Source organism: Microbacterium sp. zg.Y1084 (assembly GCF_024623595.1).
GTDB lineage: Bacteria > Actinomycetota > Actinomycetes > Actinomycetales > Microbacteriaceae > Microbacterium > Microbacterium wangruii.
In genome coordinates, this window is sequence record NZ_JANJGV010000002.1 from 48,288 (window position 1) to 71,194 (window position 22,907).

General features: G+C 70.2%; 19 protein-coding genes and 2 tRNA genes. 15 read left to right on the forward strand and 6 right to left on the reverse strand.

All coding sequences use genetic code 11. From position 1 onward, the window contains the following. Positions 1-42: 42 nt before the first annotated feature. On the reverse strand, positions 43-528 hold the full coding sequence (locus tag NQ165_RS01480) for a Dps family protein (RefSeq protein ID WP_257530609.1): 486 nt from the start codon (positions 526-528) through the stop codon (positions 43-45). A 121-nt stretch (positions 529-649) separates the two neighbouring features. Between NQ165_RS01480 and NQ165_RS01485 the strand changes: the two genes are divergently transcribed. Together NQ165_RS01485 and NQ165_RS01490 are read left to right on the forward strand one after the other, a co-directional pair. Then, positions 650-1,189, forward strand: coding sequence for a gamma carbonic anhydrase family protein (locus NQ165_RS01485; RefSeq protein ID WP_257530611.1), 540 nt, complete (start codon positions 650-652; stop codon positions 1,187-1,189). Positions 1,190-1,417: 228 nt separating this feature from the next. Beyond that, entirely contained in the window at positions 1,418-2,815 is a 1,398-nt protein-coding gene (locus NQ165_RS01490; protein WP_257530613.1) for a DUF1524 domain-containing protein, read from the forward strand. A 492-nt stretch (positions 2,816-3,307) separates the two neighbouring features. Here the strand turns inward: NQ165_RS01490 and NQ165_RS01495 are convergent. After that, positions 3,308-3,381 (reverse strand) — tRNA-Gly (locus NQ165_RS01495). Between the two features lie 118 nt (positions 3,382-3,499). Between NQ165_RS01495 and NQ165_RS01500 the strand changes: the two genes are divergently transcribed. The 6 genes from NQ165_RS01500 to NQ165_RS01525 all read left to right on the forward strand — a co-directional run bounded on the left by NQ165_RS01500 (position 3,500) and on the right by NQ165_RS01525 (position 9,285). Next, positions 3,500-3,573: transfer RNA gene (locus NQ165_RS01500), tRNA-Pro, on the forward strand. A gap of 75 nt (positions 3,574-3,648) precedes the next feature. Further along, positions 3,649-5,175, forward strand: coding sequence for a trigger factor (tig, locus tag NQ165_RS01505; protein ID WP_257530615.1), 1,527 nt, complete (start codon positions 3,649-3,651; stop codon positions 5,173-5,175). Positions 5,176-5,802: 627 nt separating this feature from the next. After that, entirely contained in the window at positions 5,803-6,417 is a 615-nt protein-coding gene (locus tag NQ165_RS01510) for an ATP-dependent Clp protease proteolytic subunit (protein ID WP_257530617.1), read from the forward strand. A 23-nt stretch (positions 6,418-6,440) separates the two neighbouring features. Then, complete coding sequence (locus NQ165_RS01515) at positions 6,441-7,109, forward strand: ATP-dependent Clp protease proteolytic subunit (protein WP_257530619.1); 669 nt, start codon at positions 6,441-6,443, stop codon at positions 7,107-7,109. 214 nt (positions 7,110-7,323) lie between these two features. Then, positions 7,324-8,589, forward strand: a complete 1,266-nt coding sequence (gene clpX / locus NQ165_RS01520; RefSeq protein ID WP_257530621.1) for an ATP-dependent Clp protease ATP-binding subunit ClpX — start codon at positions 7,324-7,326, stop codon at positions 8,587-8,589. 117 nt (positions 8,590-8,706) lie between these two features. Further along, complete coding sequence (locus NQ165_RS01525; protein WP_257530623.1) at positions 8,707-9,285, forward strand: AAA family ATPase; 579 nt, start codon at positions 8,707-8,709, stop codon at positions 9,283-9,285. Between the two features lie 58 nt (positions 9,286-9,343). On the opposite strand, the gene NQ165_RS01530 is transcribed toward NQ165_RS01525, so the two are convergent. Continuing rightward, positions 9,344-11,398: a M3 family metallopeptidase gene (locus NQ165_RS01530; RefSeq protein ID WP_257530625.1), complete on the reverse strand. Its 2,055-nt coding sequence runs from the start codon at positions 11,396-11,398 to the stop codon at positions 9,344-9,346. 185 nt (positions 11,399-11,583) lie between these two features. Here NQ165_RS01530 and NQ165_RS01535 point away from each other — a divergent pair, with 185 nt between their 5' ends. Then, entirely contained in the window at positions 11,584-12,300 is a 717-nt protein-coding gene (locus tag NQ165_RS01535; protein ID WP_257530627.1) for an NADPH-dependent F420 reductase, read from the forward strand. A gap of 143 nt (positions 12,301-12,443) precedes the next feature. After that, complete coding sequence (locus NQ165_RS01540; protein WP_257530629.1) at positions 12,444-12,695, forward strand: hypothetical protein; 252 nt, start codon at positions 12,444-12,446, stop codon at positions 12,693-12,695. A 12-nt stretch (positions 12,696-12,707) separates the two neighbouring features. On the opposite strand, the gene NQ165_RS01545 is transcribed toward NQ165_RS01540, so the two are convergent. Both NQ165_RS01545 and valS read right to left on the reverse strand, forming a co-directional pair. Then, on the reverse strand, positions 12,708-12,956 hold the full coding sequence (locus tag NQ165_RS01545; RefSeq protein ID WP_257530631.1) for a hypothetical protein: 249 nt from the start codon (positions 12,954-12,956) through the stop codon (positions 12,708-12,710). Between the two features lies 1 nt (position 12,957). Further along, positions 12,958-15,531: a valine--tRNA ligase gene (gene valS / locus NQ165_RS01550; RefSeq protein WP_257530632.1), complete on the reverse strand. Its 2,574-nt coding sequence runs from the start codon at positions 15,529-15,531 to the stop codon at positions 12,958-12,960. Positions 15,532-15,886: 355 nt separating this feature from the next. Between valS and NQ165_RS01555 the strand changes: the two genes are divergently transcribed. The 5 genes from NQ165_RS01555 (at position 15,887) to NQ165_RS01575 (ending at position 22,111) form a co-directional block, all read left to right on the forward strand. After that, positions 15,887-16,711, forward strand: a complete 825-nt coding sequence (locus NQ165_RS01555) for an endonuclease domain-containing protein (RefSeq protein WP_257530634.1) — start codon at positions 15,887-15,889, stop codon at positions 16,709-16,711. A 444-nt stretch (positions 16,712-17,155) separates the two neighbouring features. Beyond that, positions 17,156-18,763 (forward strand): ABC transporter substrate-binding protein, encoded by a 1,608-nt coding sequence (locus NQ165_RS01560; protein WP_257530636.1) that lies wholly within the window; start codon positions 17,156-17,158, stop codon positions 18,761-18,763. 29 nt (positions 18,764-18,792) lie between these two features. Then, the gene (locus NQ165_RS01565) at positions 18,793-19,776 is read left to right on the forward strand and encodes an ABC transporter permease (protein WP_257530638.1); all 984 of its coding nucleotides are present in this window, start codon (positions 18,793-18,795) and stop codon (positions 19,774-19,776) included. Further along, positions 19,773-20,585: an ABC transporter permease gene (locus NQ165_RS01570; RefSeq protein ID WP_257530640.1), complete on the forward strand. Its 813-nt coding sequence runs from the start codon at positions 19,773-19,775 to the stop codon at positions 20,583-20,585. The genes NQ165_RS01565 and NQ165_RS01570 overlap by 4 nt, the downstream gene beginning before the upstream one ends. Then, complete coding sequence (locus NQ165_RS01575) at positions 20,582-22,111, forward strand: ABC transporter ATP-binding protein (RefSeq protein WP_257530642.1); 1,530 nt, start codon at positions 20,582-20,584, stop codon at positions 22,109-22,111. Before NQ165_RS01570 ends, NQ165_RS01575 begins: the two co-directional genes overlap by 4 nt. Before the next feature lie 21 nt (positions 22,112-22,132). Here the strand turns inward: NQ165_RS01575 and NQ165_RS01580 are convergent, their stop codons facing one another. Further along, positions 22,133-22,792 carry a hypothetical protein gene (locus NQ165_RS01580; protein ID WP_257530644.1) on the reverse strand — a complete coding sequence of 220 codons (660 nt, stop codon included), beginning with the start codon at positions 22,790-22,792 and terminating at the stop codon, positions 22,133-22,135. Between the last annotated feature and the right edge of the window lie 115 nt (positions 22,793-22,907).

Genomic DNA, 22,907 nt, shown 5'->3' on the forward strand with positions numbered 1-22,907 from the left:
ACGATGCCCCGGTCGGAATGGACCGGGGCATCGTGCGTGTGGTTATTCGGCGAGGTGGGCGAAGAGGAACCAGCGGTCCTTCTCGAGCCCGGCCTTGATGCCGATCGCGACGTCCTGGCTCGTGAGGTCGACCTCGTCGAGTCCGTCGATCGCGGACTGCAGGTCGACGAGCACGGCGTCGATGTCGGTGAGCACGTTGCGAACCACCGCATCCCACTGCGCGAAACCGGCGGGCACGGCGGTGGGCTTGGCCTTCTCTGCGACGGTGGTCAGCCGTGCGTCGATCGGCAGGCCGAGCGCGACGATGCGCTCGGCGGCCTCGTCGGACCAGGCCTGCGCGTGTTCGACGACGGTGTCGAGCAGCTCGTGGATGGACTGGAAGTTCGCTCCGCGCACGTTCCAGTGCGCCTGCTTGCCGTTGACCACGAGGGCCTGCAGGCCGACGACGACGGGCGTGAGGAACTGTGCGGTTCCGGCGGCGACGGTGGGGTCTGCGGCGGTCGCGGGGATGGTCTGGTGCTTCGTCATGCGGTCGTCTCCTCTCGGCGGGGAGTCGCCCCACCTTCTCCCACGGTACTCAGGCAGGCCTGCTCCGCAAGCAAGCTGAGCCTGGGCTTATCACGGCAGGCGGCGCCCCTAGAGTCGTGCCATGACCATCGCCGACGATGCCTCCGTCCTGTCCGTCTCCGACCTCGCGCCCCAGGTGCCGGAATCCGCGTTCGTCGCCGCGGGAGCGCGGCTGATCGGCGCGGTGACCCTGGGGGAGGGGGCGAGCGTCTGGTACAACGCGGTGCTGCGCGCCGACAGCGGGCAGATCACCGTCGGCGCCGGGAGCAATGTGCAGGACAACGTCTCGGTGCATGTGGATGCCGGTTCGCCCGCCGTCATCGGCGAGAACGTCTCCATCGGCCACAACGCGGTGGTGCACGGCTGCACGGTCCAGGACGGCGCGCTCATCGGGATGGGCAGCGTGGTGCTGTCCGGCGCGGTGATCGGCGCGGGTTCCCTCGTGGCCGCCGGATCGGTGGTGCTGGAGGGCACCATCGTGCCGCCGGGGTCGCTCGTGGCCGGTGTGCCGGCGAAGGTGCGCCGGGAACTCACCGAGGAGGAGCGGGCGAAGCTGCTGCGCAATGCCGCCGTGTATCTGGGGCACTCGGCGGCGCACGCGAGCGCGCGATCGGGGAACTGATCACGCGTTGAGTCCGCGAGCTGTCCGGCGGCTTTGCTCGAATTGCTCCGTCGCGTCGGCCGGCTCATGTGTGTCGACCGGGTTTCCCGGGTGTTCAGCGGTCTTCCCATTGTGGTGAATCGGCCTCTTCGCAATGAAAGCGAATGAGATGGATTCGTTACGCCCGTGGTCATGCGCGGTTTTCGGCCTCCCTAGGCTTGAAGGCGTTAATCGAACAAAAGGGAATTCATGGGCATCTGGGGCGAAAAGTCCGCAATTCCGGCGCGCGCGGAGCAGGGCGAACCCGCGATCACGCCGCCGCCGGCCCCGCAGCCGGTGAAGGCCGCCCGGCGCCTGCCGGTGTGGCTCTGGGTGGCGATCGGGCTGGTGGGGGTGCTGATCGGCATCCTGCTCTCGCCGCTCTTCGCGCTGGTCTCGCTGGCGGTCCTCATCACGGGCATCGTGGCGCTGGTCAAGAACTCGCCGACCTGGTTGCGGCTGCCCTCACGCAACGCCGCGTGGGCGGTCACCGCGGCCGCCGCCGTGATGTTCCTGGTCACGGGGAGCATCACGTCCACAATCTTCCCGGGCGGCATCGAACCGGTCGCCGCGGAGGTTGCGACGCCCTCAGCCGCACCGACCGCGACGGCGACGGCGACCCCGAGCCCCGAGCCGACGGCGGATCTCGAGCCGGTCGACGACGACGTCACAGACATGGCATTCGCGGGTGAGGTCTCGACCACGGCCGACAGTGCAGCCACGGCGGACCGGACGGCGCTGACGGTGCTCGCCACTCTCGAAGTGAAGGGTCGTGCGCCCAAGACGGGGTACGACCGCGATCAGTTCGGCCAGCGGTGGCTGGATGTCGACCGCAACGGCTGCGACACGCGCAACGACGTCCTCGCCCGCGACCTCACCGACATCGTGCTCTCGGGACCCTGCAAGGTCATGGGTGGTCTTCTCGCCGACCCGTTCACCGGGCAGACCATCGAGTTCGTCCGTGGCCAGGACACCTCCGCGCGGGTGCAGATCGATCATGTCGTCGCGCTGTCCGACGCGTGGCAGAAGGGGGCGCAGCAGCTCACGGCGGACCAGCGCGCCTCGTTCGCCAACGACCCGCTCAACCTGCTGGCGGTCGACGGTGGGGCGAACGCCCAGAAGGGCGACGGCGACGCCGCCACCTGGCTGCCGAAGAACAAGGCGTTCCGCTGTGACTACGTGGCGCGTCAGGTGTCGGTCAAGGCCACGTACGGCCTGTGGGTGACGCAGGCGGAGCGTGACGCGATCTCCCGCGTCCTGGCGGAGTGCCCCGACCAGCCCGCTCTCACGTCCGCGTTCGCGGCCGTGCCGCCGGCAGCGGCTCCGGCGCCCGCACCCGCTCCGGCACCTGCACCTGCTCCTGCACCGGCTCCTGCTCCTGCTCCTGCTCCTGCTCCTGCTCCTGCTCCTGCTCCTGCTCCTGCTCCTGCTCCTGCTCCTGCTCCTGCTCCTGCTCCTGCTCCCGCTCCGGCGCCTGCACCCGCGCCCGACGTCTTCTACCAGAACTGCGCGGCAGTCCGTGAGGCGGGGGCGGCGCCGATCCACTCCGGTGACCCGGGGTATTCGAGGAAGCTCGATCGCGATGGCGACGGAGTCGGCTGCGAATAGCGGCACCCCGTGACGACGGGCCCTCCTGGCGGCATCCGCCTCGGGAGGGCCGTCGTGCTTTCTCTGCGGTGATATCCGTCGGAGCGTCCGTTTTCCGTGTATGCCGCATTCCGGCGCGCGCCGTGAACAGCATCCATTCGCCCTTGCAGAGGGCGACAAGCCGCAGTCGGGAATGGAGACAAGCCGCAGTCGGGAATGGAATTGTCGCGATGCAATCGGAATGCGTGCGCGGTGGCGCGGGTCTGCACGCGAATCGGCAGCCGTCGCGGAAAGAAATCGGGAAGACCGGACCGAACGATTCCCGACCGGGTCTTCGTTGGTGAGTCGGGCTTCGCCGAGATGCGGACATCTGCCCGGATGCGGCGGTGTGAGCGGCATCCGATCCTTGCCCGCGCAGATCTCCGCATCCGGGTGAACGGACGCGGCCGCGCACGGGCGGATGCCACGGCACGATCGCCGTCCGCGCGACAGCGGCGAACAAGAATCAGGAGGTGGAGGGGATGACGGGAATCGAACCCGCACCATCAGTTTGGAAGACTGAGGCTCTACCATTGAGCTACATCCCCGCGGCGGAATGCTCCGCGGCCTCAGTCAGTGTAGTCGAACCGTCGGCACAGCGCGGACACGGCCCGGTCGGCTAGACTTCCCGGGGTCGTTTCGGCGCACGCGTGCGTGCGCACAGCCCGGGGCGTAGCTCAGCTTGGTAGAGCGCCCGCTTTGGGAGCGGGAGGCCGCAGGTTCAAATCCTGTCGCCCCGACGTCACGACCTCCCAGACATCCAGACTTTCCGCCTCCGCGCGTCTGCGCGGATCACCCAAGGAGAAGCAACAGGCATGGTCAACGCCACCGTCGAGAAGCTCAACCCGACTCGGGTCAAGCTGCACATCACGGTCACCCCGGATGAGCTCAAGCCCGCCATCGCGCACGCGTACGAGCACATCGCCCAGGACATCCAGATCCCCGGCTTCCGCAAGGGCAAGGTGCCCGCGCCCATCATCGACCAGCGTGTCGGTCGCGGCGCCGTCATCGAGCACGCCGTCAGCGAGGGGCTGGACGGGTTCTACCGCGACGCCGTCGCCCAGAGCGAGGTTCGCGTCGTCGGCCGTCCGTCGGCCGAGGTCGTCGAGTGGCCGAACGAGAAGGACTTCTCCGGCGACCTGGTCGTCGACGTCGAGGTCGACGTGCGTCCCGAGTTCGACCTCCCCGCCTATGACGACGTCACCATCGAGGTCGACGCGGTCGAGACCGACGAGGCCGCCGTCGACGCCGAGCTCGACCGCCTGCGCGGCCGCTTCGGCACGCTCGTCACCGTGGACCGTCCGGCCACCAAGGGCGACTTCGTCGAGCTGAACCTCGTCGCGACCATCGACGGCAACGAGATCGACCGTGCCGAGGGCGTCTCCTACGAAGTGGGATCGGGCGAGCTGCTCGAGGGCACCGACGAGGCGATCGAGTCCCTCACCGCCGGCGAGGAGACCACGTTCCGCTCCAAGCTCGTCGGCGGCGACCACGCCGGCTCCGAGGCCGAGGTGGCCGTGACTGTCGTCGCCGTGAAGGAGCGCGAGCTCCCCGAGGCCGATGACGACTTCGCGCAGATGGCCAGCGAGTTCGACACGATCGCCGAGCTGCGCGACAGCCTCGCCGAGCGGGCGAACGAGCAGGCCGGCTTCGCCCAGGCGACGGCCGCCCGCGACAAGCTCGTCGAGAAGCTCATCGAGCTGGCCGACATCCCCGTCCCCGCCAAGCTCGTCGAGGACGAGGTGCACGCGCACCTCGAAGGCGAGGGCCGTCTGGAGGACGACGCGCACCGCGCCGAGGTGACCGAGGCCAGCGAGAAGCAGTTCCGCACCCAGATGGTGCTGGACAAGATCGCCGAGGAGTTCAAGGTCCAGGTCTCGCAGGACGAGCTGACCCAGTACCTCATCCAGTCGGCCGCGCAGTACGGCATGGCTCCCCAGGAGTTCGTCAACGCGCTGCAGCAGGGCAACCAGCTGCCCGCGATGATCGGCGAGGTCGCCCGCAACAAGGCGCTCGCGCTGGCTCTGGCCAAGGTCACCGTCGTCGACACCAACGGCAAGCCCGTCGACCTTTCGGGCTTCATCGCCCTCGAGGACGAGCCGGCCGCCGAGGAGGAGGTCGTCGAGGAGGCTGAGGAGATCGCCGACGCGGCTGCCGAGGCCGACGAGATCATCGCTGCCGAGGAGGCCGAGAAGCCGGCCAAGAAGGCTTCCGCGAAGAAGCCCGCCGCCAAGAAGGCTCCGGCCAAGAAGGCCGACGCGGAGGCCGCCGACGAGGCGAAGCCCGCGGCGAAGAAGCCCGCGGCCAAGAAGACCACGAAGAAGGCCGCCGACTCGGAGTGACCGAGGTCGGCTAGTCCGAACAGCAGGGGTGGATGCCGCGGCATCCACCCCTTCTGTGTGCCCGGGGTGTTCCGGGTTCGGGAACCGTTTCGCGCCCCGAACCGGGGAGGCCGGGGGTTCGGGAACCGTTTCGCGACCCAAACCGGGGAGGCCGGGTTCGGGAACCGTTTCGCGCCTCGAATCGGGGTGGTCGGGGTCCGGGAGCCGTTTCGCGCCCCGAACCAGGGAGGCCGGGGGTTCGGGAGCCGTTTCGCGACCCGAACCGGGGAAGCCGGGGGTTCGGGAGCCGTTTCGCGACTCAAACCGGGGAGGCCGGGGGTTCGGGGACCGTTTCACGACCCAAACCGCGGCCCCAAACCGGGGTGGTCGGGGGTTCGGGAACCGATTCACGACCCAAACCGCGGTTGTCGGGGGTTCGGGAGCCGTTTCGCGACCCGAACCGGGGAGGTCGGGGGTTCGGGAGCCGTTTCGCGCCCCGAACCGGGGATGCCGGGGGTTCGGGGGCCGATTGGCGCCCCGAACCGGTGCCGGAGGAGGACACACGATCTGCCCAGGGCGAACACGGCCGGGTCCTCACCGACGCGCCGGTAGATTCGATGGCGACGGACCACGGAAACAGGAGTGAACATGGCCGAACCACTTGTCGCCACGAGCGTCTTCGACAGGCTGCTGAAGGACCGCATCATCTGGCTGGGGTCGGAGGTGCGTGATGACAACGCCAACGAGATCTGCGCCAAGATCCTGCTGCTGGCGGCGGAGGACTCCGAGAAGGACATCTACCTCTACATCAACTCGCCCGGCGGCTCGATCACGGCCGGCATGGCCATCTACGACACCATGCAGTTCGTGCCGAACGACATCGTCACCGTCGGCATCGGCATGGCGGCATCCATGGGCCAGCTGCTGCTGACCAGCGGCACCAAGGGCAAGCGGTACATCACGCCCAACGCCCGCGTGCTGCTGCACCAGCCGCACGGTGGCTTCGGGGGCACCGCCAGCGACATCCAGACGCAGGCTCAGCTGATCCTGTCGATGAAGCGCCGCCTGGCCGAGATCACCGCGGCGCAGACGGGCAAGTCCGTCGAGCAGATCAACGCCGACGGCGACCGCGACCGCTGGTTCACCGCGGCTGAGGCGCTCGAGTACGGCTTCGTCGACCACATCCGGGAGCACGCCGCGGGCGTGACCGGTGGCGGCGGAACCGCCACGGACGGCGACATCCCCGACGAAACCGCCAACTGAGTCCTCCGAAGGAGACAGAACAGATGCACACCCCCACCTTCGGCGGCGCCCCTCAGGGCCTGCAGATGCCGAACAGCCGCTACATCCTGCCGCAGTTCGAGGAGCGCACGGCCTACGGCTACAAGCGCCAGGACCCGTACAACAAGCTGTTCGAAGACCGCGTGATCTTCCTCGGCGTGCAGGTCGACGACGCGTCGGCCGACGACGTCATGGCCCAGCTGCTGGTTCTCGAGTCGCAGGACCCCGACCGCGACATCATCATGTACATCAACTCGCCCGGTGGCTCGTTCACCGCCATGACGGCGATCTACGACACCATGCAGTACGTGTCGCCGGAGATCTCCACCGTGGTGCTCGGCCAGGCGGCATCCGCCGCCGCCGTGCTGCTGGCGGCGGGCGCCCCCGGCAAGCGTCTTGCGCTGCCCAACGCCCGCATCCTCATCCACCAGCCCGCCGTCGGCGAGGCCGGTCACGGGCAGGCGTCGGATATCGAGATCCAGGCGGCCGAGATCCTGCGCATGCGCACGTGGCTGGAGGAGACGCTGGCCAAGCACTCCAACCGCACGCAGGAGCAGGTCAACAAGGACATCGACCGCGACAAGATCCTGTCTGCGAACGACGCCCTCGAGTACGGCCTGGTCGACCAGGTTCTGACCACGCGCAAGCGTCACCAGCCGGCGATCACCAGCTGACGAGCGGATGCCGTCGCGCCCCGTCCTCGCGAGTCGAGGGCGGGGCGTCGTCGTCGTCGGGGCGCGGTGCGGGGGCTCGCACGGCCGCCGCGCGGGCGCCCGTGCAGAGCCCAGAATCGGCGGCCGACATGGAGCGCGCCAAATGCCGACCGATGTCGCACGCAGCGGTTAGGCTCGAAGAGTTCCTGACCGGGAGCAGTGAGGAGACGCCCTGATGGCTCGCATCGGTGAAAGCGCCGACCTGTTCAAGTGCTCCTTCTGCGGCAAGAGCCAGAAGCAGGTCCAGCAGCTGATCGCCGGGCCCGGTGTCTACATCTGCGACGAGTGCGTCGAGCTCTGCAACGAGATCATCGAAGAGCGCATGGCCGAATCGGGCGCTGACGAGGTCGCCGACTTCGACCTGCCCAAGCCCCGCGAGATCTTCTCCTTCCTCGAGGAATACGTCGTCGGCCAGGAGCCGGCCAAGCGCGCCCTGTCCGTGGCGGTCTACAACCACTACAAGCGCATCCGCTCCCACGGCACCCTGCAGCCCGCAGAGCAGCGCGTCGACGACATCGACATCGCCAAGAGCAACATCCTGCTGCTGGGCCCCACCGGCTGCGGCAAGACCTACCTCGCCCAGACGCTCGCGAAGCGGCTGAACGTGCCTTTCGCCGTGGCGGATGCCACGGCCCTCACCGAAGCCGGCTACGTCGGTGAGGACGTCGAGAACATCCTGCTCAAGCTGCTGCAGGCGGCCGACTTCGACACCAAGCGCGCCGAGACGGGCATCATCTACATCGACGAGGTCGACAAGATCGCGCGCAAGGCCGAGAACCCCTCGATCACGCGCGACGTGTCCGGCGAGGGCGTGCAGCAGGCGCTGCTGAAGATCCTCGAGGGCACCGTCGCCTCGGTGCCGCCGCAGGGCGGGCGCAAGCACCCGCACCAGGAGTTCATCCAGATCGACACGACCAACGTGCTGTTCATCGTGGCGGGCGCGTTCGCCGGCCTCGAGGAGATCATCTCGTCCCGCGTCGGCAAGCACGGCGTCGGCTTCGGCGCCCCGCTGCACGACAAGGGCGAGAACCTCAACCTTTTCAGCGAGGTGCTGCCCGAAGACCTGCACAAGTTCGGCCTGATCCCCGAGTTCATCGGCCGGCTGCCCGTCGTGGCATCCGTCGCGCCGCTCGACCAGGACGCCCTCATGGAGATCCTCACCGAGCCGCGGAACGCGCTGGTGAAGCAGTACCAGCGCATGTTCGAGCTCGACGGCGTGCAGCTGGAGTTCGAGAACGACGCGCTGCGCGCCATCGCCGACCTGGCCGTGCTGCGCAAGACCGGCGCGCGCGGTCTGCGCGCGATCCTCGAAGACGTCCTCGGGCCGATCATGTTCGACATCCCGTCGACGGCAGATGTCGAGCGCGTGGTCATCACGCCCGCGGTCGTCGAGGGAGCCCCTCCAACCCTCCTGCTGCGCCAGAAGCGCAAGAGCGCCTAGCCACGCCTTGAGCGCGGACAAGAGTCGTCCGCGGACTCTTCGGGACGCGGTCTGTGCTGAGGAGGCAGGCTCTCGCAACCGCGCCCCTCGCCGGGCTCGTGATGCCAGAATCACCCCATGCTGATCGTGATGGCGGGTCTTCCGGGGGTGGGCAAGAGCACCATCGCCGCAGAACTCGCGAGCGGACTTCGCTGCGCGCTTCTCTCGGTGGACCCCATCGAGGCCGCGATGTGGCGCGCCGGAGTGGAAAGGACCCAGCCGACCGGGCTCGCTGCGTACGTCGTCGCGGAAGAGCTCGCCCGGGAGCAGTTGCTCCTGGGGAACGATGTCCTGGTCGATGCGGTGAACGACGTCGACGAAGCCCGAGGCCAATGGAAGGCGCTCGCCTCGAGCCTCTCGACTCCGCTGGCTTTCATCGAGGTCTTCTGCAGCGATCCGGCAACGCATCGACGGCGGCTGCAGGATCGGCGGAGAGGAATCGCCGGTTTCCCTGAACCGACGTGGGAGTCCGTTCTTGCTCGGCGAGAGCATCTTCAACGCTGGAGCGACATGCGACTGCGCCTGGACTCCCTGCGTCCGCTGCATGAGACCGCGGCCGACGCGATCGCCTTCGTCGACGGCGTTCGCCACGGGGTCTTCGCCCACCCGCAGCTCACCCGACCGAACGAATCCGGACGCGCGAGCGCGGATCGGTAGCGCCGGCCTCAGCGTGGGTGCCGGCGATGTGCCGACACCCACGACACGGCGGTGAGGTTCAGTCCGCCAGACCGCGGCGCTTCAGCAGTGGCGCGATGTCGGCATCGCGGCCCCGGAAGTCGCGGTAGGCCTCCAGCGGATCCTTCGACCCGCCGACGCCCAGCAGACGCTGGCGGAAGCGGTCGCCGTTGGCGCGCGTGAGTCCGCCGTTCTCGTGGAACCACTCGACGGTGTCGGCGTCGAGCACTTCGCTCCAGATGTAGGAGTAGTAGCCGGCGCTGTAGCCGCCGGAGAAGATGTGCGCGAAGTACGTCGACGAGTACCGGGGCGGTACGGCGGGGGAGTCCAGTCCGATTTCGGCCAGTGCGGCGGCCTCGAACCCGGCGACGTCGATGTTCTCGGCCGCCTCGGCAGCGCTCAGCCGGTGCCAGGCCTGGTCGATCCACGAGGCCGCGAGGTACTCGCTGGTCTCGAAGCCCTGATTGAAGGTCTCGGATGCCGCCAGCTTGTCGACCACGTCGTCGGGCAGGGGCTCACCCGTCTCGATGTGTCGGGCGTAGTTGGCCAGCACCTCGGGCCAGTAGATCCACATCTCGTTGACCTGGCTGGGGAACTCCACGAAGTCGCGGTACACGTTCGTTCCCGCGAAGCTCGGGTAGGTGACGGTGGCGAACAGGCCATGCAGTGCGTGCCCGAACTCGTGGAAGAGCGTGTTGACCTCATCGAGGGTGAGCAGCGTCGGCTGCCCAGCAGCGGGACGGGAGACGTTGAGGTTGTTCACGACGACCGGATCCGTGCCGCGCAGCTGCGACTGCAGCACGATGGAGTTCATCCACGCGCCGCCGCGCTTGGTGTCGCGGGTGTAGAGGTCGAGCACGTACAGCCCCAGCGGCGAACCGTCGGCGTTGTGGATCTCGAAGACCCGTACGTCGGGATGGTAGGCGGGAAGATCCTCGCGCTCGGTGAAGGTGATGCCGTAGAGCGCGGTCGCGGCGAAGAAGACACCGTCGCGCAGCACCCGCTCGGCTTCGAACCAGGGGCGGAGCGCGGAGCGGTCGAGGGCATACCGCGCCTCGCGGACGCGCTCGGTGTAGAACGCCCAGTCGTGTGCTTCGAGCGGGAACGGCGAAGCCTCCCCGTCGATGATCTCCTGCAGGGCCGCTCGCTCGCGCTCGGCGTTGCGGGCCGCCGGGGCGGCGAGGCGGAACAGCAGGTCGCGCACAGCGTCGGGCGACCCGGCGGTCTCATCGGACGTGACGTACGCCGCGTGGCTGGCGTAGCCCAGCAGCTCGGCGCGATCCGCGCGCAGCTTCACGATCTCCTGCAGCACGCCGCGGTTGTCGTACGCGTTGCCGCGGGAGCCGCGTGCGCGCGAGGCAGCCATGAGGCGTCGGCGCGATTCCCGATTCGTCAACGAGGAGAGGTAGGGATGGCCCGTGAACAGCGGAAGCGTCACGACGTAGGAGCCATCGAGACCGCGGTCGGCGGCGGCTTGGCCTGCGGCCGAAAGCTCGCCCTCGGTCAGCCCATCGAGCTCCGCCGCATCGTCGAACACCACCGCGAGGTCGTTGGTGTCGGCGAGGAGGTTCTTCTCGAAGGTGTTCGTCAGTACCGAGAGCCGCTGGTTGAGGGCGGTCAGGCGCTCCTTCTCGGCATCCGAGAGTCCGGCGCCCGCGTGCGTCATCTGGGTGTGCCGGCGCTGCACGAGATAGCGCTGCTCGGGGGTCAGGTCGAGCTCATCCAGGCGCGCGAACAGCGACCGCACGCGCGCATAGAGGGCGCTGTCGAGCTGAATCGCGTCCTGGTGGGCGGACATGAGCGGGGCAAGGGCCTCTTCCACCGCCTGGATGTCGGGCGTGGCATCCGCCGAGGACACGGTGTAGAACGTGCGGGCGACGCGGCCGAGCAGGTCACCGGACAGCTCCAGAGCGGTCATCGTGTTGTCGAATGTCGCCGGCTCCGGGTTCGCCGTGATGGCGTCGACCTCCGCGCGCTGCTGGGCGAAAGCGGCCTCGAACGCCGGCAGGTAGTGCTCGGCGCGGATCGCCGGGTAGTCCGGCAGTCCGTAGGGGAGGGGGCTCGGCTGCAGCAGGGGGTTGGTCTCGTCGGTCATCGTCTCAGCCTACGGCGCGGGCGGTCGCCGGACGGCGGGACGTGTCCGATCGGCGGGACGTGCTCGATCGGCTGAACGGGCCGGCGGGGAATGCTCAGCGGGCGCGGGCGGTTCGCCCTCGGCAAGGGTCGCCACCGCGGCCCTGCGGCGGACATCACGCCGGAGCCGACCGAAGGGAAAGCAGAATGACGACGCTGGGAATCATCGGAAGCGGACACATCGGATCGGCCGTCGCGCGGCTGGCGGTCGCTGCGGACATGGACGTGATCATCGCGAACTCCCGAGGACCGGAGACGCTGCAGGACCTGGTCGCCGAACTCGGCCCGCGCGCCCAGGCCGGCACGGTCGCCGAGGCCGCCGAGCGCGGCGACGCCGTCGTGCTGTCCATCCCGCTCAAGGCCGTGCCCGACCTGCCTGCCGGGCTGCTCTCCGAGGCTCTCGTCATCGACACGAGCAACTACTACCCGTCGCGCGACGGCAGCATCGCGGAGCTGCGCGACAACAGTGTGACGACGGGTGAACTGGTGCAGCGTCAGTTGGGCGCCACCCGCTACGTGAAGGCGTTCAACAACATCCTCGCCGCGCACATCCCGGCCCTGGCTCGCCCGGCCGACGCGGACGATCGCACGGCCCTGCCCGTCGCCGGCGACGACGCCCAGGCGAAGGCCGAGGCGGCGGAGATCATCAGCCGGCTCGGCTTCGACACCGTCGACGCGGGCACCCTCGCCGAGAGCTGGCGATCCGAGCCCGAGACCCCGGTGTACGGGCGCATCTACTTCAGCGACCCGTCGCTGCCCGAGGACCAGATGGCGGATGCCGCGCCCGCGCCGACCCCGGCGCTGGACATCCGCGAGGCGCTTGCTGCCGCCACCCGGGTGGACATCACGGCGCGCCGCTTCTAGCGGGACCGCCGGGCCGACCTGTCCGAGCGCATCAGCGCCCTCATCGACGAGACCGTCGACCGCTACCGCGACCAGCAGGGCGATGATGTGCGCCCCGTCACCATCCGGGCGGACCTGTTCCCCCTCGACGAAGGAGACCCCTCATGAGTGCGTACGTCGCTTCGCCCGGCCGATCCATCACCGGTATCGAGCCCACCGCCACCGAGCGCGCCCTGCTGCGACTCGCGCTGCGGGCCGAGGACGCGGTGGCGCGGCGTATGCAGCGTCGCGCGGATCGCCTCGCCGCCCGTGCCGCGATCGCCGGCCTGCTCGATCAGGAGCGCGCGCTCATCGCCGGCATCCGGCAGCGCGAGCGCGCCGTCGCGATGCACATGTGGGGCATGCCGCCCCGCTGACCCTCGCGGGCGTCAGGCGAAATCGTCGTCGGCGTCGTGCCCGACCACCGCGTTGCCGTCAGCGTCGAGCGACACCACGACACCCGTCTCGAGCTCCGCGACCGGACGCCCCTCGAGGAAGGTCAGCGTCCAGCGCGGCCGCGGCTGCCCCAGCTCGTCGCCGGGAATGGACCGGTCTACGGCCAGGATCTGGCCCCGGATGCTGTCGGGCACCGAGCGGGGCGGCTCGTCACCGGAGGTCCAGCGTGTTCCGAGCTGCATGTCAGGCCTCCTGCGGTGCGAGCACGATGTCGAGCACGGAAGTGGACTCGGCGTCCTGGTAGGTGATCTCCGCCACCCGTCCGACCGCCTTCAGATCTCCCTCGGCCAGCCGCAGCAGAGCCGCGGTGGCGGGGGTGGCGCCGATGGTCGCGCGCTCGACCGCGGTCTTCTGCGACGCCTTGGCCTCGGTCTTCGCACGACGGATGCCGATGAGGGCCTCGCCGACGGCGGTGAGCACCGCGGGGTCACCCTCGATGCCGAGAGGCTCGGGCCACGCGGCGGTGTGCACCGAACCCTCCTCGAACCACGACCATGCCTCCTCGGTCGCGAACGACAGCACGGGCGCCAGCAGGCGCAGCACGGTCGACAGCGCGAGACGCAGCGCGAGCGCCGCCGAAGGCTGGCCGACGTCGGCCTGGTTGTAGGCGCGCTCCTTGACGAGCTCGAGGTAGTCGTCGCAGAACGTCCAGAAGAACGCCTCGGTCACTTCCAGCGCGCGCGCGTGGTCGTACGCCTCATAGGCCTTCGTCGCCTCACGCACCACGTTGTCGAGGGTGGCGAGCATGGCGGCATCCAGGGCGTGCGTCACCTCGGCGCCCTCGGGAACCGGGAACGACAGCACGAATTTGGCGGCGTTGAGCACCTTGATCGCCAGGCGCCGGCCGATCTTCACCTGCGTGGGGTTCTGCGGGTCGAACGCCGCGTCGGCGCCCAGGCGGCTCGAGGCGGACCAATAGCGGACGGCATCCGTGCCGTGCTGGGCGAGGATGTCCGCCGGGGTCACCACGTTCCCCTTGGACTTCGACATCTTCTTGCGGTCGGGGTCCACGATGAAGCCTGAGATCGCGGCATCCGTCCACGGCGCGCGGTCGTCCTCGAGGGCGCTGCGCAGCATGGTCGAGAACAGCCAGGTGCGGATGATGTCCTGGCCCTGCGGGCGCATGTCGAAGGGGGCGACGAGGTCCCACAGTTCGGGGTCGCGCTCCCAGCCGCCCGCCAGCTGCGGGGTGAGCGATGAGGTCGCCCAGGTGTCGAAGATGTCGCGCTCGGCGTCGAAGCCCCCGGGCACGCCGCGCTGGTCCTCGGTGTAGCCCGGGGGCACGTCGACGGTCGGGTCGACGGGAAGGCTCGCCAGGTCGGGCGTGAGCACACGGCTGTAGTCACGCTCGCCGTTTTCGTCGAGGGCGTACCAGACGGGGATCGGCACGCCGAAGAACCGCTGACGCGAAACGAGCCAGTCGCCGGTGAGGCCGTTGGTCCAGTTCTCGTAGCGCACGCGCATGAAGTCCGGATGCCAGTCCATGCCGGCGCCCAGGGCGATGAGCTTCTCGCGCAGGTTGGCGTCGCGGGCGCCGTTGCGGATGTACCACTGGCGGGTGGAGACGATCTCGAGCGGCCGGTCGCCCTTCTCGTAGAACTTCACCGGGTGGGTGAAGGGCTTCGGGTCGCCGATGAGTTCGCCCGACTCCCGCAGCAGCTCCACGATGCGCTTCTTGGCGCTGAAGACGGTCTTGCCGGCGAGTTCGGCGTAGGCGGTGCGCGCGGCGTCGGTCGCGATCACGTCGGGGGCTTCGGCCACGACGCGGCCGTCCTTGCCGAGGATCGTGCGGTTGGGCAGGTCCAGCTCGCGCCACCAGATGATGTCGGTGACGTCGCCGAAGGTGCAGATCATGGCGATGCCCGACCCCTTGTCCTTCTGCGCGAGGGGGTGGGCCAGCACGGGCACCTCGACGTCGAAGAGAGGCGTGCGCACGGTCGAGCCGAAGTGCGGCTGGTACCGCTCGTCGTCGGGGTGGGCCACGAGGGCGACACAGGCGGGGAGCAGCTCGGGACGGGTGGTCTCAATTTCGATGTCACCGGTTCCGTCGGTGAGGTGGAAGGCGACCCGGTGGTACGCGGCGGGCTGGTCGCGGTCCTCGAGCTCGGCCTGGGCGATCGCCGAGCGGAAGTCGATGTCCCACAGGGTGGGCGCCATCGCCTGGTAGGCCTCGCCGCGCTCGACGTTGCGCAGGAACGCCAGCTGGCTGGTGCGGATCGTCTCGTCGGAGATGGTGCGGTAGGTCTGGGTCCAGTCGACGCTCAGGCCGAGCTGGCGGAACAGCGCCTCGAAGTGCTTCTCGTCCTCGACGGTGAGCCGCTCGCACAGCTCGATGAAGTTGCGGCGGCTGATGGGCACCTGATCGGCGGCCTTGCTGCTCTTGTTGTCGCCGCCTTCGAACGGGGGAGTGAAGTCGGGGGTGTACGGCAGCGACGGGTCGCATCGCACGCCGTAGTAGTTCTGCACGCGGCGCTCGGTGGGCAGGCCGTTGTCGTCCCAGCCCATCGGGTAGAACACCGTCTTGCCGCGCATGCGCTCGTAGCGCACCTTTACGTCGGTGTGCGTGAACGAGAAGACGTGGCCGATGTGCAGGCTTCCGGATGCCGTGGGCGGGGGAGTGTCCACGGAGTACACGCCCGCACGGCCCTTGGCCTTGGCGGCATCACGGTCGAACAGATAGGTGCCCTGCTCGCTCCACGCGGCATCCCACTTCTGCTCGAGGCCTTCCAGTGCGGGCTTGTCAGGGATCTGCGACATGGGTGACTCCTCGAGCGATATGTGCGGCACTGTGTGAGCGTGCCTGAGTGTGGACCGTCCGCACAGTTTACCGGCGCGGGCGGGCGATTCGCGTCCGGGCCGAGCCGCCCGGCGTGGGTCGCGCCCCCTGCGTCGGCCGCTCCCACCCCCGCGCGACCGAAATGAGGAGATCCGACCAAGAAAGGGGCGGATGCCGCGATGCCCTCCTCAGTCGGCCGGATCCCCTCATTCGGGCAGCGGGGACGCCGGGACGCACCCGTGCGGCCGCTTCTCCCCAGCCTCGCGACGACGCGATGTATCCCGGAAACCGCGTCGCAGGCCGCGGGGCGTGCGCCGGCCTCGCGACACTGGGCCCATGGACGTCGGCGCACCGGTCATCGCCCGTGGTGGCGTGGCGCGCCGCGCCACCCTCCGCGCGGCGGGATTCAGCGCGCATCACATCGCACAGGCGGTCCGGCGCGGCGATCTCGTCGCGGTGCAGCGGCTGTGGGTCGCAGTGCCGGACGCCGACCCGTACCTCGTGGCGGCCGCTCGTGACCGCGTCGTGCTGACCTGCGTCACCCAGGCTCGTCGGCTCGGGCTCTGGGTGCTGGGTGAAACCGAGGCGCACGTGGCGGCGAGGCCGCATGCCGGGGAGATACGTGCAGCCGGGGCGCGGGTGCACTGGGCGGAGCCGGTTCTCGCACGGCATCCCGATGCCCTGGTCGATCCTCTGGAGAACGTGCTCGCGATGGTCGCGGCCTGTCAGCCCGTCGAGCCTGCGCTGGCCGTGTGGGAGTCCGCGCTGCGTCGCGGTCTGGTCGAGCGCGCCACCCTGCAGCGGCTCCCGCTGACGAGGGCGGCGCGCCGGCTGCTCGAGGCGGCGAACCCGTTCGCAGACTCGGGACTCGAGAGCTTCGTGCCGCCACGGTTGCGGTGGCTGCGGCTGCCCATCGTTCCGCAGGCGTGGATCGCCGGACACCGCGTGGACTTTCTCATCGGCGACCGGCTGGTGCTGCAGATCGACGGCGCCCATCATGTCGGCGCCCAGAGGCGAGCCGACATCGCACATGACGCAGAGCTCATGCTGCGGGGCTACCACGTCATTCGCGTGGACTACGTCCAGGTCGTCGATAACTGGCCATCGGTTCAGGACCTCATCCAGCGCGCGATTGCGCAGGGGCTGCACCGCGCCCGGTGAGGCGCGACCAAGCTGCCCCCTCGCGGTACCCGGTCGCAGCGCCGGATCGCACTAGTCCGCCGCAGTGCTGGGCACGCGGCCGACTTGCGGCTCAGTCGCCCGCGCCTCGTGAGTCCCCGCGCCCCCGGAGTCGCCCGCGCCCCCGGAGTCGCCCGCGCCTCCGAGATGAGGAGATCCGGCGAACAGAGGGGCGGATGCCGGCAATGTGCCCTCACCCGGGAGGACCCCCTCATTCCGTCGAAGCGAGGGCGCGAGGTCGGATGAGATCGGGAGAAGGGAGCAACAGCCGAAGTGAGGAGATCCGGCGAACTGAGGGGCGGAAGCCGCGATGTGCCCCTCGCCGGGGAGGATTCCCTCATTCCGTGGGGGCGCGCCGAATAGATCCACCCCGTCCAGAAACGGGGTAGCGTGGAACGGCTCACCCCTGACACCCGAGGTTTCGCCATGCCTTCGCTTCGCCGCTTCCTGTCCGCATCCGCCGTCGCCGTGGCGGCCGCACTCGTCCTGAGCTCCTGCGCCGGGGCCGGCGACGACACCGCCGACGGGGGCGAAGTCGTGTGGGCGATCGAGGGGGCGAACCTCTCCGCCGGGCACATGGACCCGCAGACCAGCCAGCTCGATGTGTCGTCGCTCGTGCAGCGGGCGGTGCTCGACTCGCTGGTGTTCCAAGAGGCCGATGGCACCTTCTCGCCGTGGCTGGCCGAATCGTGGGAGATCTCCGACGACGGCACCAGCTACACATTCGAGCTGCGTGACGACGTGATGTTCCACGATGGTGAGCCCTTCGACGCCGCCGCGGTAAAGGCGAACTTCGACCGCATCGTCGACCCCGAGACCGCCTCCGCGCAGGCGGCGAGCATGATGGGAGCGGAGTTCTACGCCGGAACCGAGGTGCTCGACGACCACACGGTGCGCGTGGACTTCACCCAGGCCTACGCGCCGTTCCTGCAGGCGGCGAGCACCGCGCACCTCGGCTTCTACTCGCCGGCCGTGCTCGAAGAGTCCGCCGATCGGCTGAAGGCCGGCGGGCCGGGCGTGACCGTCGGCACCGGCCCGTTCGAGCTGACCGACTACACGCCCGACCAGGAGATCGTCTACACCCGCAACGACGACTACGCCTGGGGTCCCGACGGGCAGGGCGCCCCGTCGTTCGAGACGCTGCGGGTGAGCATCCTCCCCGAGGCCGCCGTCCGTGTCGGGGTGGTCGAAAGCGGCGAGGCCGACCTCGCCAGCCAGCTGCCCCCGAACCTGGCCGCCGATCTCGGCGATCCCCTCACGGTCGACTCGCTGGAGTACCCGGGGCTGCCGTACTCCCTGTACCTCAATGAGGCGTACGGCGTGCTCGCCGACGAGCGCGTGCGCCAGGCGCTCAGCCGCGCCATCGACATCGACACCGCCGTCGAGCAGATCTACTCCGGGCAGTTCCCGCGGGCGTGGAGCATCCTCGGCTCGACGACCCCGGGGTATGACGCGTCGCTCGAGGGCACCTGGCCGTTCGACCCGGCCGTGGCGAACGCGCTGCTCGACGAGGCCGGCTGGACCGAGCGCGACGCCGAGGGCTACCGCACCAAGGACGGCGACCGACTCTCGGCCCGCTGGATCGCGTGGACCCCGGTGCCCGACGACCGCGCGGCGCTCGCGAACGCGATCCAGTCCGACCTGAAAGCGGTCGGCTTCGAGATCGTGCGCGAGGTGCTCGAACCCGGCGCCTACAACGAGCAGTACGGCCCGAAGACGTTCGACCTCACCGACTGGGGCTTCTCGGGCGTCGACCCCGACCTGCTGCGCAGCCACCTGCACAGCGAGGGTTTCCAGAACGCCTCGCAGGTGAAGGATCCGGCGATGGACCTGCTGCTCGAGGATGCCGTGGCGAAGACCGATGCCGACGAGCGTGCGGTGCTGTACCGCGAGGTGCAGCAGTGGAACGCCGAGCACGTCGCCATCGTGCCGCTGTACAGTCCTGCCTTCATCACGGCGGTGGGCGAGCGGGTGGACGGCCTGTCCTACGATCTGTACGGACGCCCCCTCTTCTACGACGTCACGGTCGGGTGAACGAGCGCCCTCGGGGCGCGGAGGTCACCATGACGCCAGCGGTGCAGCGCGCCCGGGGCATCGCTCTGCGCGCCGCCGGCATCGCGGCATCCGTCGTCATCGTGCTGTGGGGCGCTGCCACCGTGGCGTTCCTGGCCTTCCGGGTGATCCCCGGCGACCCGGTGGACGTGATGCTCGGGCCGCAGGCGCAGGTGAGCGACGCCGTGAAAGACGGCATCCGCGCCGAACTCGGACTCGACCGCCCACCGCTCGAGCAGTACGTCGGCTACCTCGGACAGTTGCTGCGGGGCGAGCTGGGGGAGTCGTACCAGCTGCGGATGCCGGTGGCCGAGGTCATCGGGCGTCAGCTCGGCGCCACGCTGCAGCTGACCGCCCTGGCCCTGCTCATCGCCGTCGCGATCGCGTTCGCCGTCGCCCTGCTCGCCCGGGGCCGGGTCGCGCGCACCGTGGTCGCCGGCGCGGAGCTGGTCGTGCTGTCATCGCCGGTGTTCTGGATCGGCCTGGTGCTGCTGAGCGTCTTCGCCTTCGGGCTGGGCTGGTTCCCGGTGTCGGGGTCGCGCAACCCGGCGACTCTCGTGCTTCCCGCCGTCACGCTGGCTCTCCCGGTGGCGGCGCTCCTCGGACAGGTGCTGCGCGATGGCATCGAAGCGGCCGAACGGCAGCCGTTCGCCACGACGGTGCGCGCACGCGGCGCGAGCCCCACGCGGCTGACGCTGCATCACACCCTGCGCCACGGCGCCACGGGCGCCCTCACGCTCGCCGCCTACCTCGTCGGCTCGCTGCTGGGCGGTGCTGTGCTGGTCGAGACGGTCTTCGCCCGTCCCGGCATCGGCCGGGTGACCCTCGCCGCCATCGCCGACCGCGATCTACCCGTGATCACCGGGATCATCCTGCTGAGTGCGCTGGTGTTCGTCGTCGTCAACACGATCGTGGAGCTCGTCTATCCGCTGATCGACCCGCGCCTGCGCCGCCGGCCGTCGCCGGTGGCACCGCGTACGGGGGTGCCGGCGTGAGGCCCGCGCAGCGTGCGCTGCTGGCCGCCGCGGTCGCGGTGCTGGCGGTCGTGGCCGCCGCCGCGTTCGTCCCGCAGCTGTTCACCTCGATCGACCCGCTGCAGACCGATGTGCGGCAGGCGCTCCTCGCGCCCTCGGCGGAGCATCCGTTCGGCACCGATCAGAGCGGCCGCGACGTGTACGCCCGCGTGGTCCACGGCGCGGCCCGCTCGGTGGGCATCGGGCTGCTGGCCACCGCGCTCGCCTTCACGGTCGGTCTTCTGGTCGGCTCGCTCTCCGGCATCGCGCCCCGGGTCGTGGATGCCGTTGCGATGCGGGCCACCGACGTGCTGCTGGCCTTCCCCGAGTTCCTCATCGCCCTCGTGGTGGTGGCCGTGCTGGGCCCGGGGCCGACCAACGTGGCGCTGGCGGTGACCATCGCCGCCGTGCCGGTCTACGTGCGCCTGGCCCGAGCGCAGACGCGAACCCTGCGCACCGCGGAGCATGTGGAGGCCGCCCGCATCCTCGGGGTGCCGGCGCCGCGGGCGTTCGTCCGTCACGTCGCACCGGGCGTGGTCGGGTCGCTGAGCGTGCTCGCCACCATCGGCATCGGCTCCAGCATCCTCGCCGCCGCGGGTCTCAGCTTCCTCGGCCTCGGCCCCACCGAACCCACTCCGGAATGGGGACTGATGCTCTCGGGCGGTCGCAACGTGATCGGTCAGGCGTGGTGGGTGTCGGTGTTCCCCGGTGCGGCCATCACCCTCACCGTGATCGCCGCCACCGTCGTCGGCCGCACCCTGCGCTCCCGCGCGGACGGGAGGTTCTCATGAGTGCGCTGCGGGTGTCGGGGCTGCGGATCTCGTTCGGCCGAGCCACTCCGGTGGCCGGGGTGTCCTTCACCGTCGCTCCCGGTGAGTGCCTCGCGATCGTGGGAGAGTCCGGCGCCGGCAAGTCGCTGACCGCGCGTTCCCTGATGGGTCTCGTTCCCGACGGCGCCCGCATGACGGCCGACGCGCTCACCGTGGACGGCGTCGACACCCTGCGTCTGGACGAGCGGGGGTGGCGCAGGCTGAGAGGGTCGCGCATCGCCCTGGTCTCGCAGGACGCCCTGGTCTCCCTCGACCCGCTGCGTCGCATCGGCGCCGAGGTGGCCGAGCCGCTGCGCATCCACGCACCCGGAATGTCACGCGCCGCCCGCGCCGCCCGCGTCAGGGCGCTCCTGACCGAGGTCGCCATGCCCGACGCCGCGCGCCGGGTGCGGCAGTACCCGCATGAGCTGTCCGGTGGCCTGCGGCAGCGCGCGCTGATCGCGTCGGCGCTCGCGGGGGAGCCGGCCGTGCTCATCGCCGACGAACCCACCACCGCGCTGGACGCGACCGTGCAGGCCCGCGTGCTCGACCTGCTGCGCGCGATCGCCGACCGCGGCACGGCCGTCGTCTTCGTCAGCCATGACTTCGCCGCGGTGCGCCGGGTCGCCGATCGTGTCGCGGTGATGCAGGCCGGCAGCTTCGTGGAACAGGGCACCGTCGCCCAGGTGTTCGGTGCGCCCCAGCACCCGCATACACGCGCACTCGTGGCTGCGACGCACCACGCGCCCTCCGCCGCGCAGGCGGGCGCCGCTGATGAGGAGTCGCTCGTCTGCGTGCGGGGGCTGTCGAAGGCGTTCGATCGCCCCGCGGTGCGTGACGTGTCCTTCGATCTCGCGCGCGGTCGCACGCTGGGGGTGGTGGGGGAGTCGGGTTCGGGCAAGACCACGCTCGCCCGGATGATCGTCGGCATCGAGAGCCCCGACGCGGGCTCGGTCCGCATCGGGGAGGCGACCTGGTCCCGGCGCGACGAGCAGGCGCTGCGCCGCCGTGTGCAGCTGGTGCATCAGAACCCCCTGGGTGCGTTCGACCCCCGCTGGACCATCGGCAGGTCGGTGCGCGAAGCGCTCGCCGCCGGCGGAGCGCCGCGGGCACAGCGCGCCGCCCGGGCCGCGCAGCTGCTGACCGAGGTGGGCTTGGATGCCGGCCTCGCGCGACGACGGCCGGCTCAGCTGTCGGGCGGGCAGCGTCAGCGCGCCGCGATCGCGCGGGCGCTGGCCGTCGACCCCGACGTGCTCGTGCTCGACGAGCCGGTCTCGGCACTGGATCCCACCGTGCGGGAGCGGGTGCTGGCGCTGCTGCGCCGGCTGCGCGCCGACCGCGACCTCACCATGGTCTTCGTCTCGCACGACCTCGACGTCGTGGCCGCCGTCGCCGACGACGTGCTCGTCATGCAGGACGGCGCGGTGGTGGAGCAGGGGCCCGTCGCCGACGTCTTCGCCGCCCCGAGGCATCCGTTCACGCGGGAGCTGCTCGCCGCCGGGCGGTGACCGGGCGGTGAGCGGTCGGTCTCAGTCGCGCACCTGCACGCCGAGCGCCGCGGCGAACGACTCCGCCAGAGCGGATGCCTGGTGCGCAGAGAGCGTGGCGCCGCGAAGCGCCGCCGGATCGGTGTACCCCAGCGCCTGCAGCCCGCGCAGGTCGAGGTCCGTCGCCCGCATCTCGCGGGTGTCGACGTCATCGGCGCGACTGTCCTCGAACCGCACCCGTTCCAGCGACGCGCCCGGCAGATCGAGGGAGCCGATCACGCAGTCGGCGATCAGCACGTCCGCGACGACCGCCTGCCCGAGCGCCAGGTAGTCGATGCGGGCGCCGCGCACCTCCACGGCATCCACCTGCGCGCGGGAGAGATCGAGCGTGCCGATGCGCCCGCCGGTGACCGCCACCGAGCGCCAGGTGCCGCTGACGGCGGCGACGGTCGTGGCCCGCAGGTCTTCGATCGCCACATCGATCAGCGTCGCTCCGGTGAGGTCGAGGCGGCCCACGGCGCTGGCGGCGAGGACGCACTCCACGAGGCGCGCATGGGCGGCATCCACGTCTGCGGTCAAACCCTCCAACCGCGTCTGGGACACATCGCTGCGGCGGCCGAGCGCCGTGCCGGCCGTCAACCGGGGCGGCAGATCGGGGAGCGCCTGGCGGGGCGGGCGGGGGCGGGTGTCGCGGGGCGGCATGCGCTCCAGCCTACGGACGCGTACAATCGGACGACCAGCATCGATCCGGCCATCACCGGGGAGCTCTCGGAAGAACGCGGGAAACCGCCAGTAGAACCGAGCGGGGCAGGCCCGT

Excerpts from the sequence above, each read along its gene's own strand:
- NQ165_RS01480 (WP_257530609.1), bottom strand. The coding sequence starts at position 528 with ATGACGAAGCACCAGACCATCCCCGCGACCGCCGCAGACCCCACCGTC.
- NQ165_RS01485 (WP_257530611.1), top strand. The coding sequence starts at position 650 with ATGACCATCGCCGACGATGCCTCCGTCCTGTCCGTCTCCGACCTCGCG.
- NQ165_RS01490 (WP_257530613.1), top strand. The coding sequence starts at position 1,418 with ATGGGCATCTGGGGCGAAAAGTCCGCAATTCCGGCGCGCGCGGAGCAG.
- tig (WP_257530615.1), top strand. The coding sequence starts at position 3,649 with ATGGTCAACGCCACCGTCGAGAAGCTCAACCCGACTCGGGTCAAGCTG.
- NQ165_RS01510 (WP_257530617.1), top strand. The coding sequence starts at position 5,803 with ATGGCCGAACCACTTGTCGCCACGAGCGTCTTCGACAGGCTGCTGAAG.
- NQ165_RS01515 (WP_257530619.1), top strand. The coding sequence starts at position 6,441 with ATGCACACCCCCACCTTCGGCGGCGCCCCTCAGGGCCTGCAGATGCCG.
- clpX (WP_257530621.1), top strand. The coding sequence starts at position 7,324 with ATGGCTCGCATCGGTGAAAGCGCCGACCTGTTCAAGTGCTCCTTCTGC.
- NQ165_RS01525 (WP_257530623.1), top strand. The coding sequence starts at position 8,707 with ATGCTGATCGTGATGGCGGGTCTTCCGGGGGTGGGCAAGAGCACCATC.
- NQ165_RS01530 (WP_257530625.1), bottom strand. The coding sequence starts at position 11,398 with ATGACCGACGAGACCAACCCCCTGCTGCAGCCGAGCCCCCTCCCCTAC.
- NQ165_RS01535 (WP_257530627.1), top strand. The coding sequence starts at position 11,584 with ATGACGACGCTGGGAATCATCGGAAGCGGACACATCGGATCGGCCGTC.
- NQ165_RS01540 (WP_257530629.1), top strand. The coding sequence starts at position 12,444 with ATGAGTGCGTACGTCGCTTCGCCCGGCCGATCCATCACCGGTATCGAG.
- NQ165_RS01545 (WP_257530631.1), bottom strand. The coding sequence starts at position 12,956 with ATGCAGCTCGGAACACGCTGGACCTCCGGTGACGAGCCGCCCCGCTCG.
- valS (WP_257530632.1), bottom strand. The coding sequence starts at position 15,531 with ATGTCGCAGATCCCTGACAAGCCCGCACTGGAAGGCCTCGAGCAGAAG.
- NQ165_RS01555 (WP_257530634.1), top strand. The coding sequence starts at position 15,887 with ATGGACGTCGGCGCACCGGTCATCGCCCGTGGTGGCGTGGCGCGCCGC.
- NQ165_RS01560 (WP_257530636.1), top strand. The coding sequence starts at position 17,156 with ATGCCTTCGCTTCGCCGCTTCCTGTCCGCATCCGCCGTCGCCGTGGCG.
- NQ165_RS01565 (WP_257530638.1), top strand. The coding sequence starts at position 18,793 with ATGACGCCAGCGGTGCAGCGCGCCCGGGGCATCGCTCTGCGCGCCGCC.
- NQ165_RS01575 (WP_257530642.1), top strand. The coding sequence starts at position 20,582 with ATGAGTGCGCTGCGGGTGTCGGGGCTGCGGATCTCGTTCGGCCGAGCC.
- NQ165_RS01580 (WP_257530644.1), bottom strand. The coding sequence starts at position 22,792 with ATGCCGCCCCGCGACACCCGCCCCCGCCCGCCCCGCCAGGCGCTCCCC.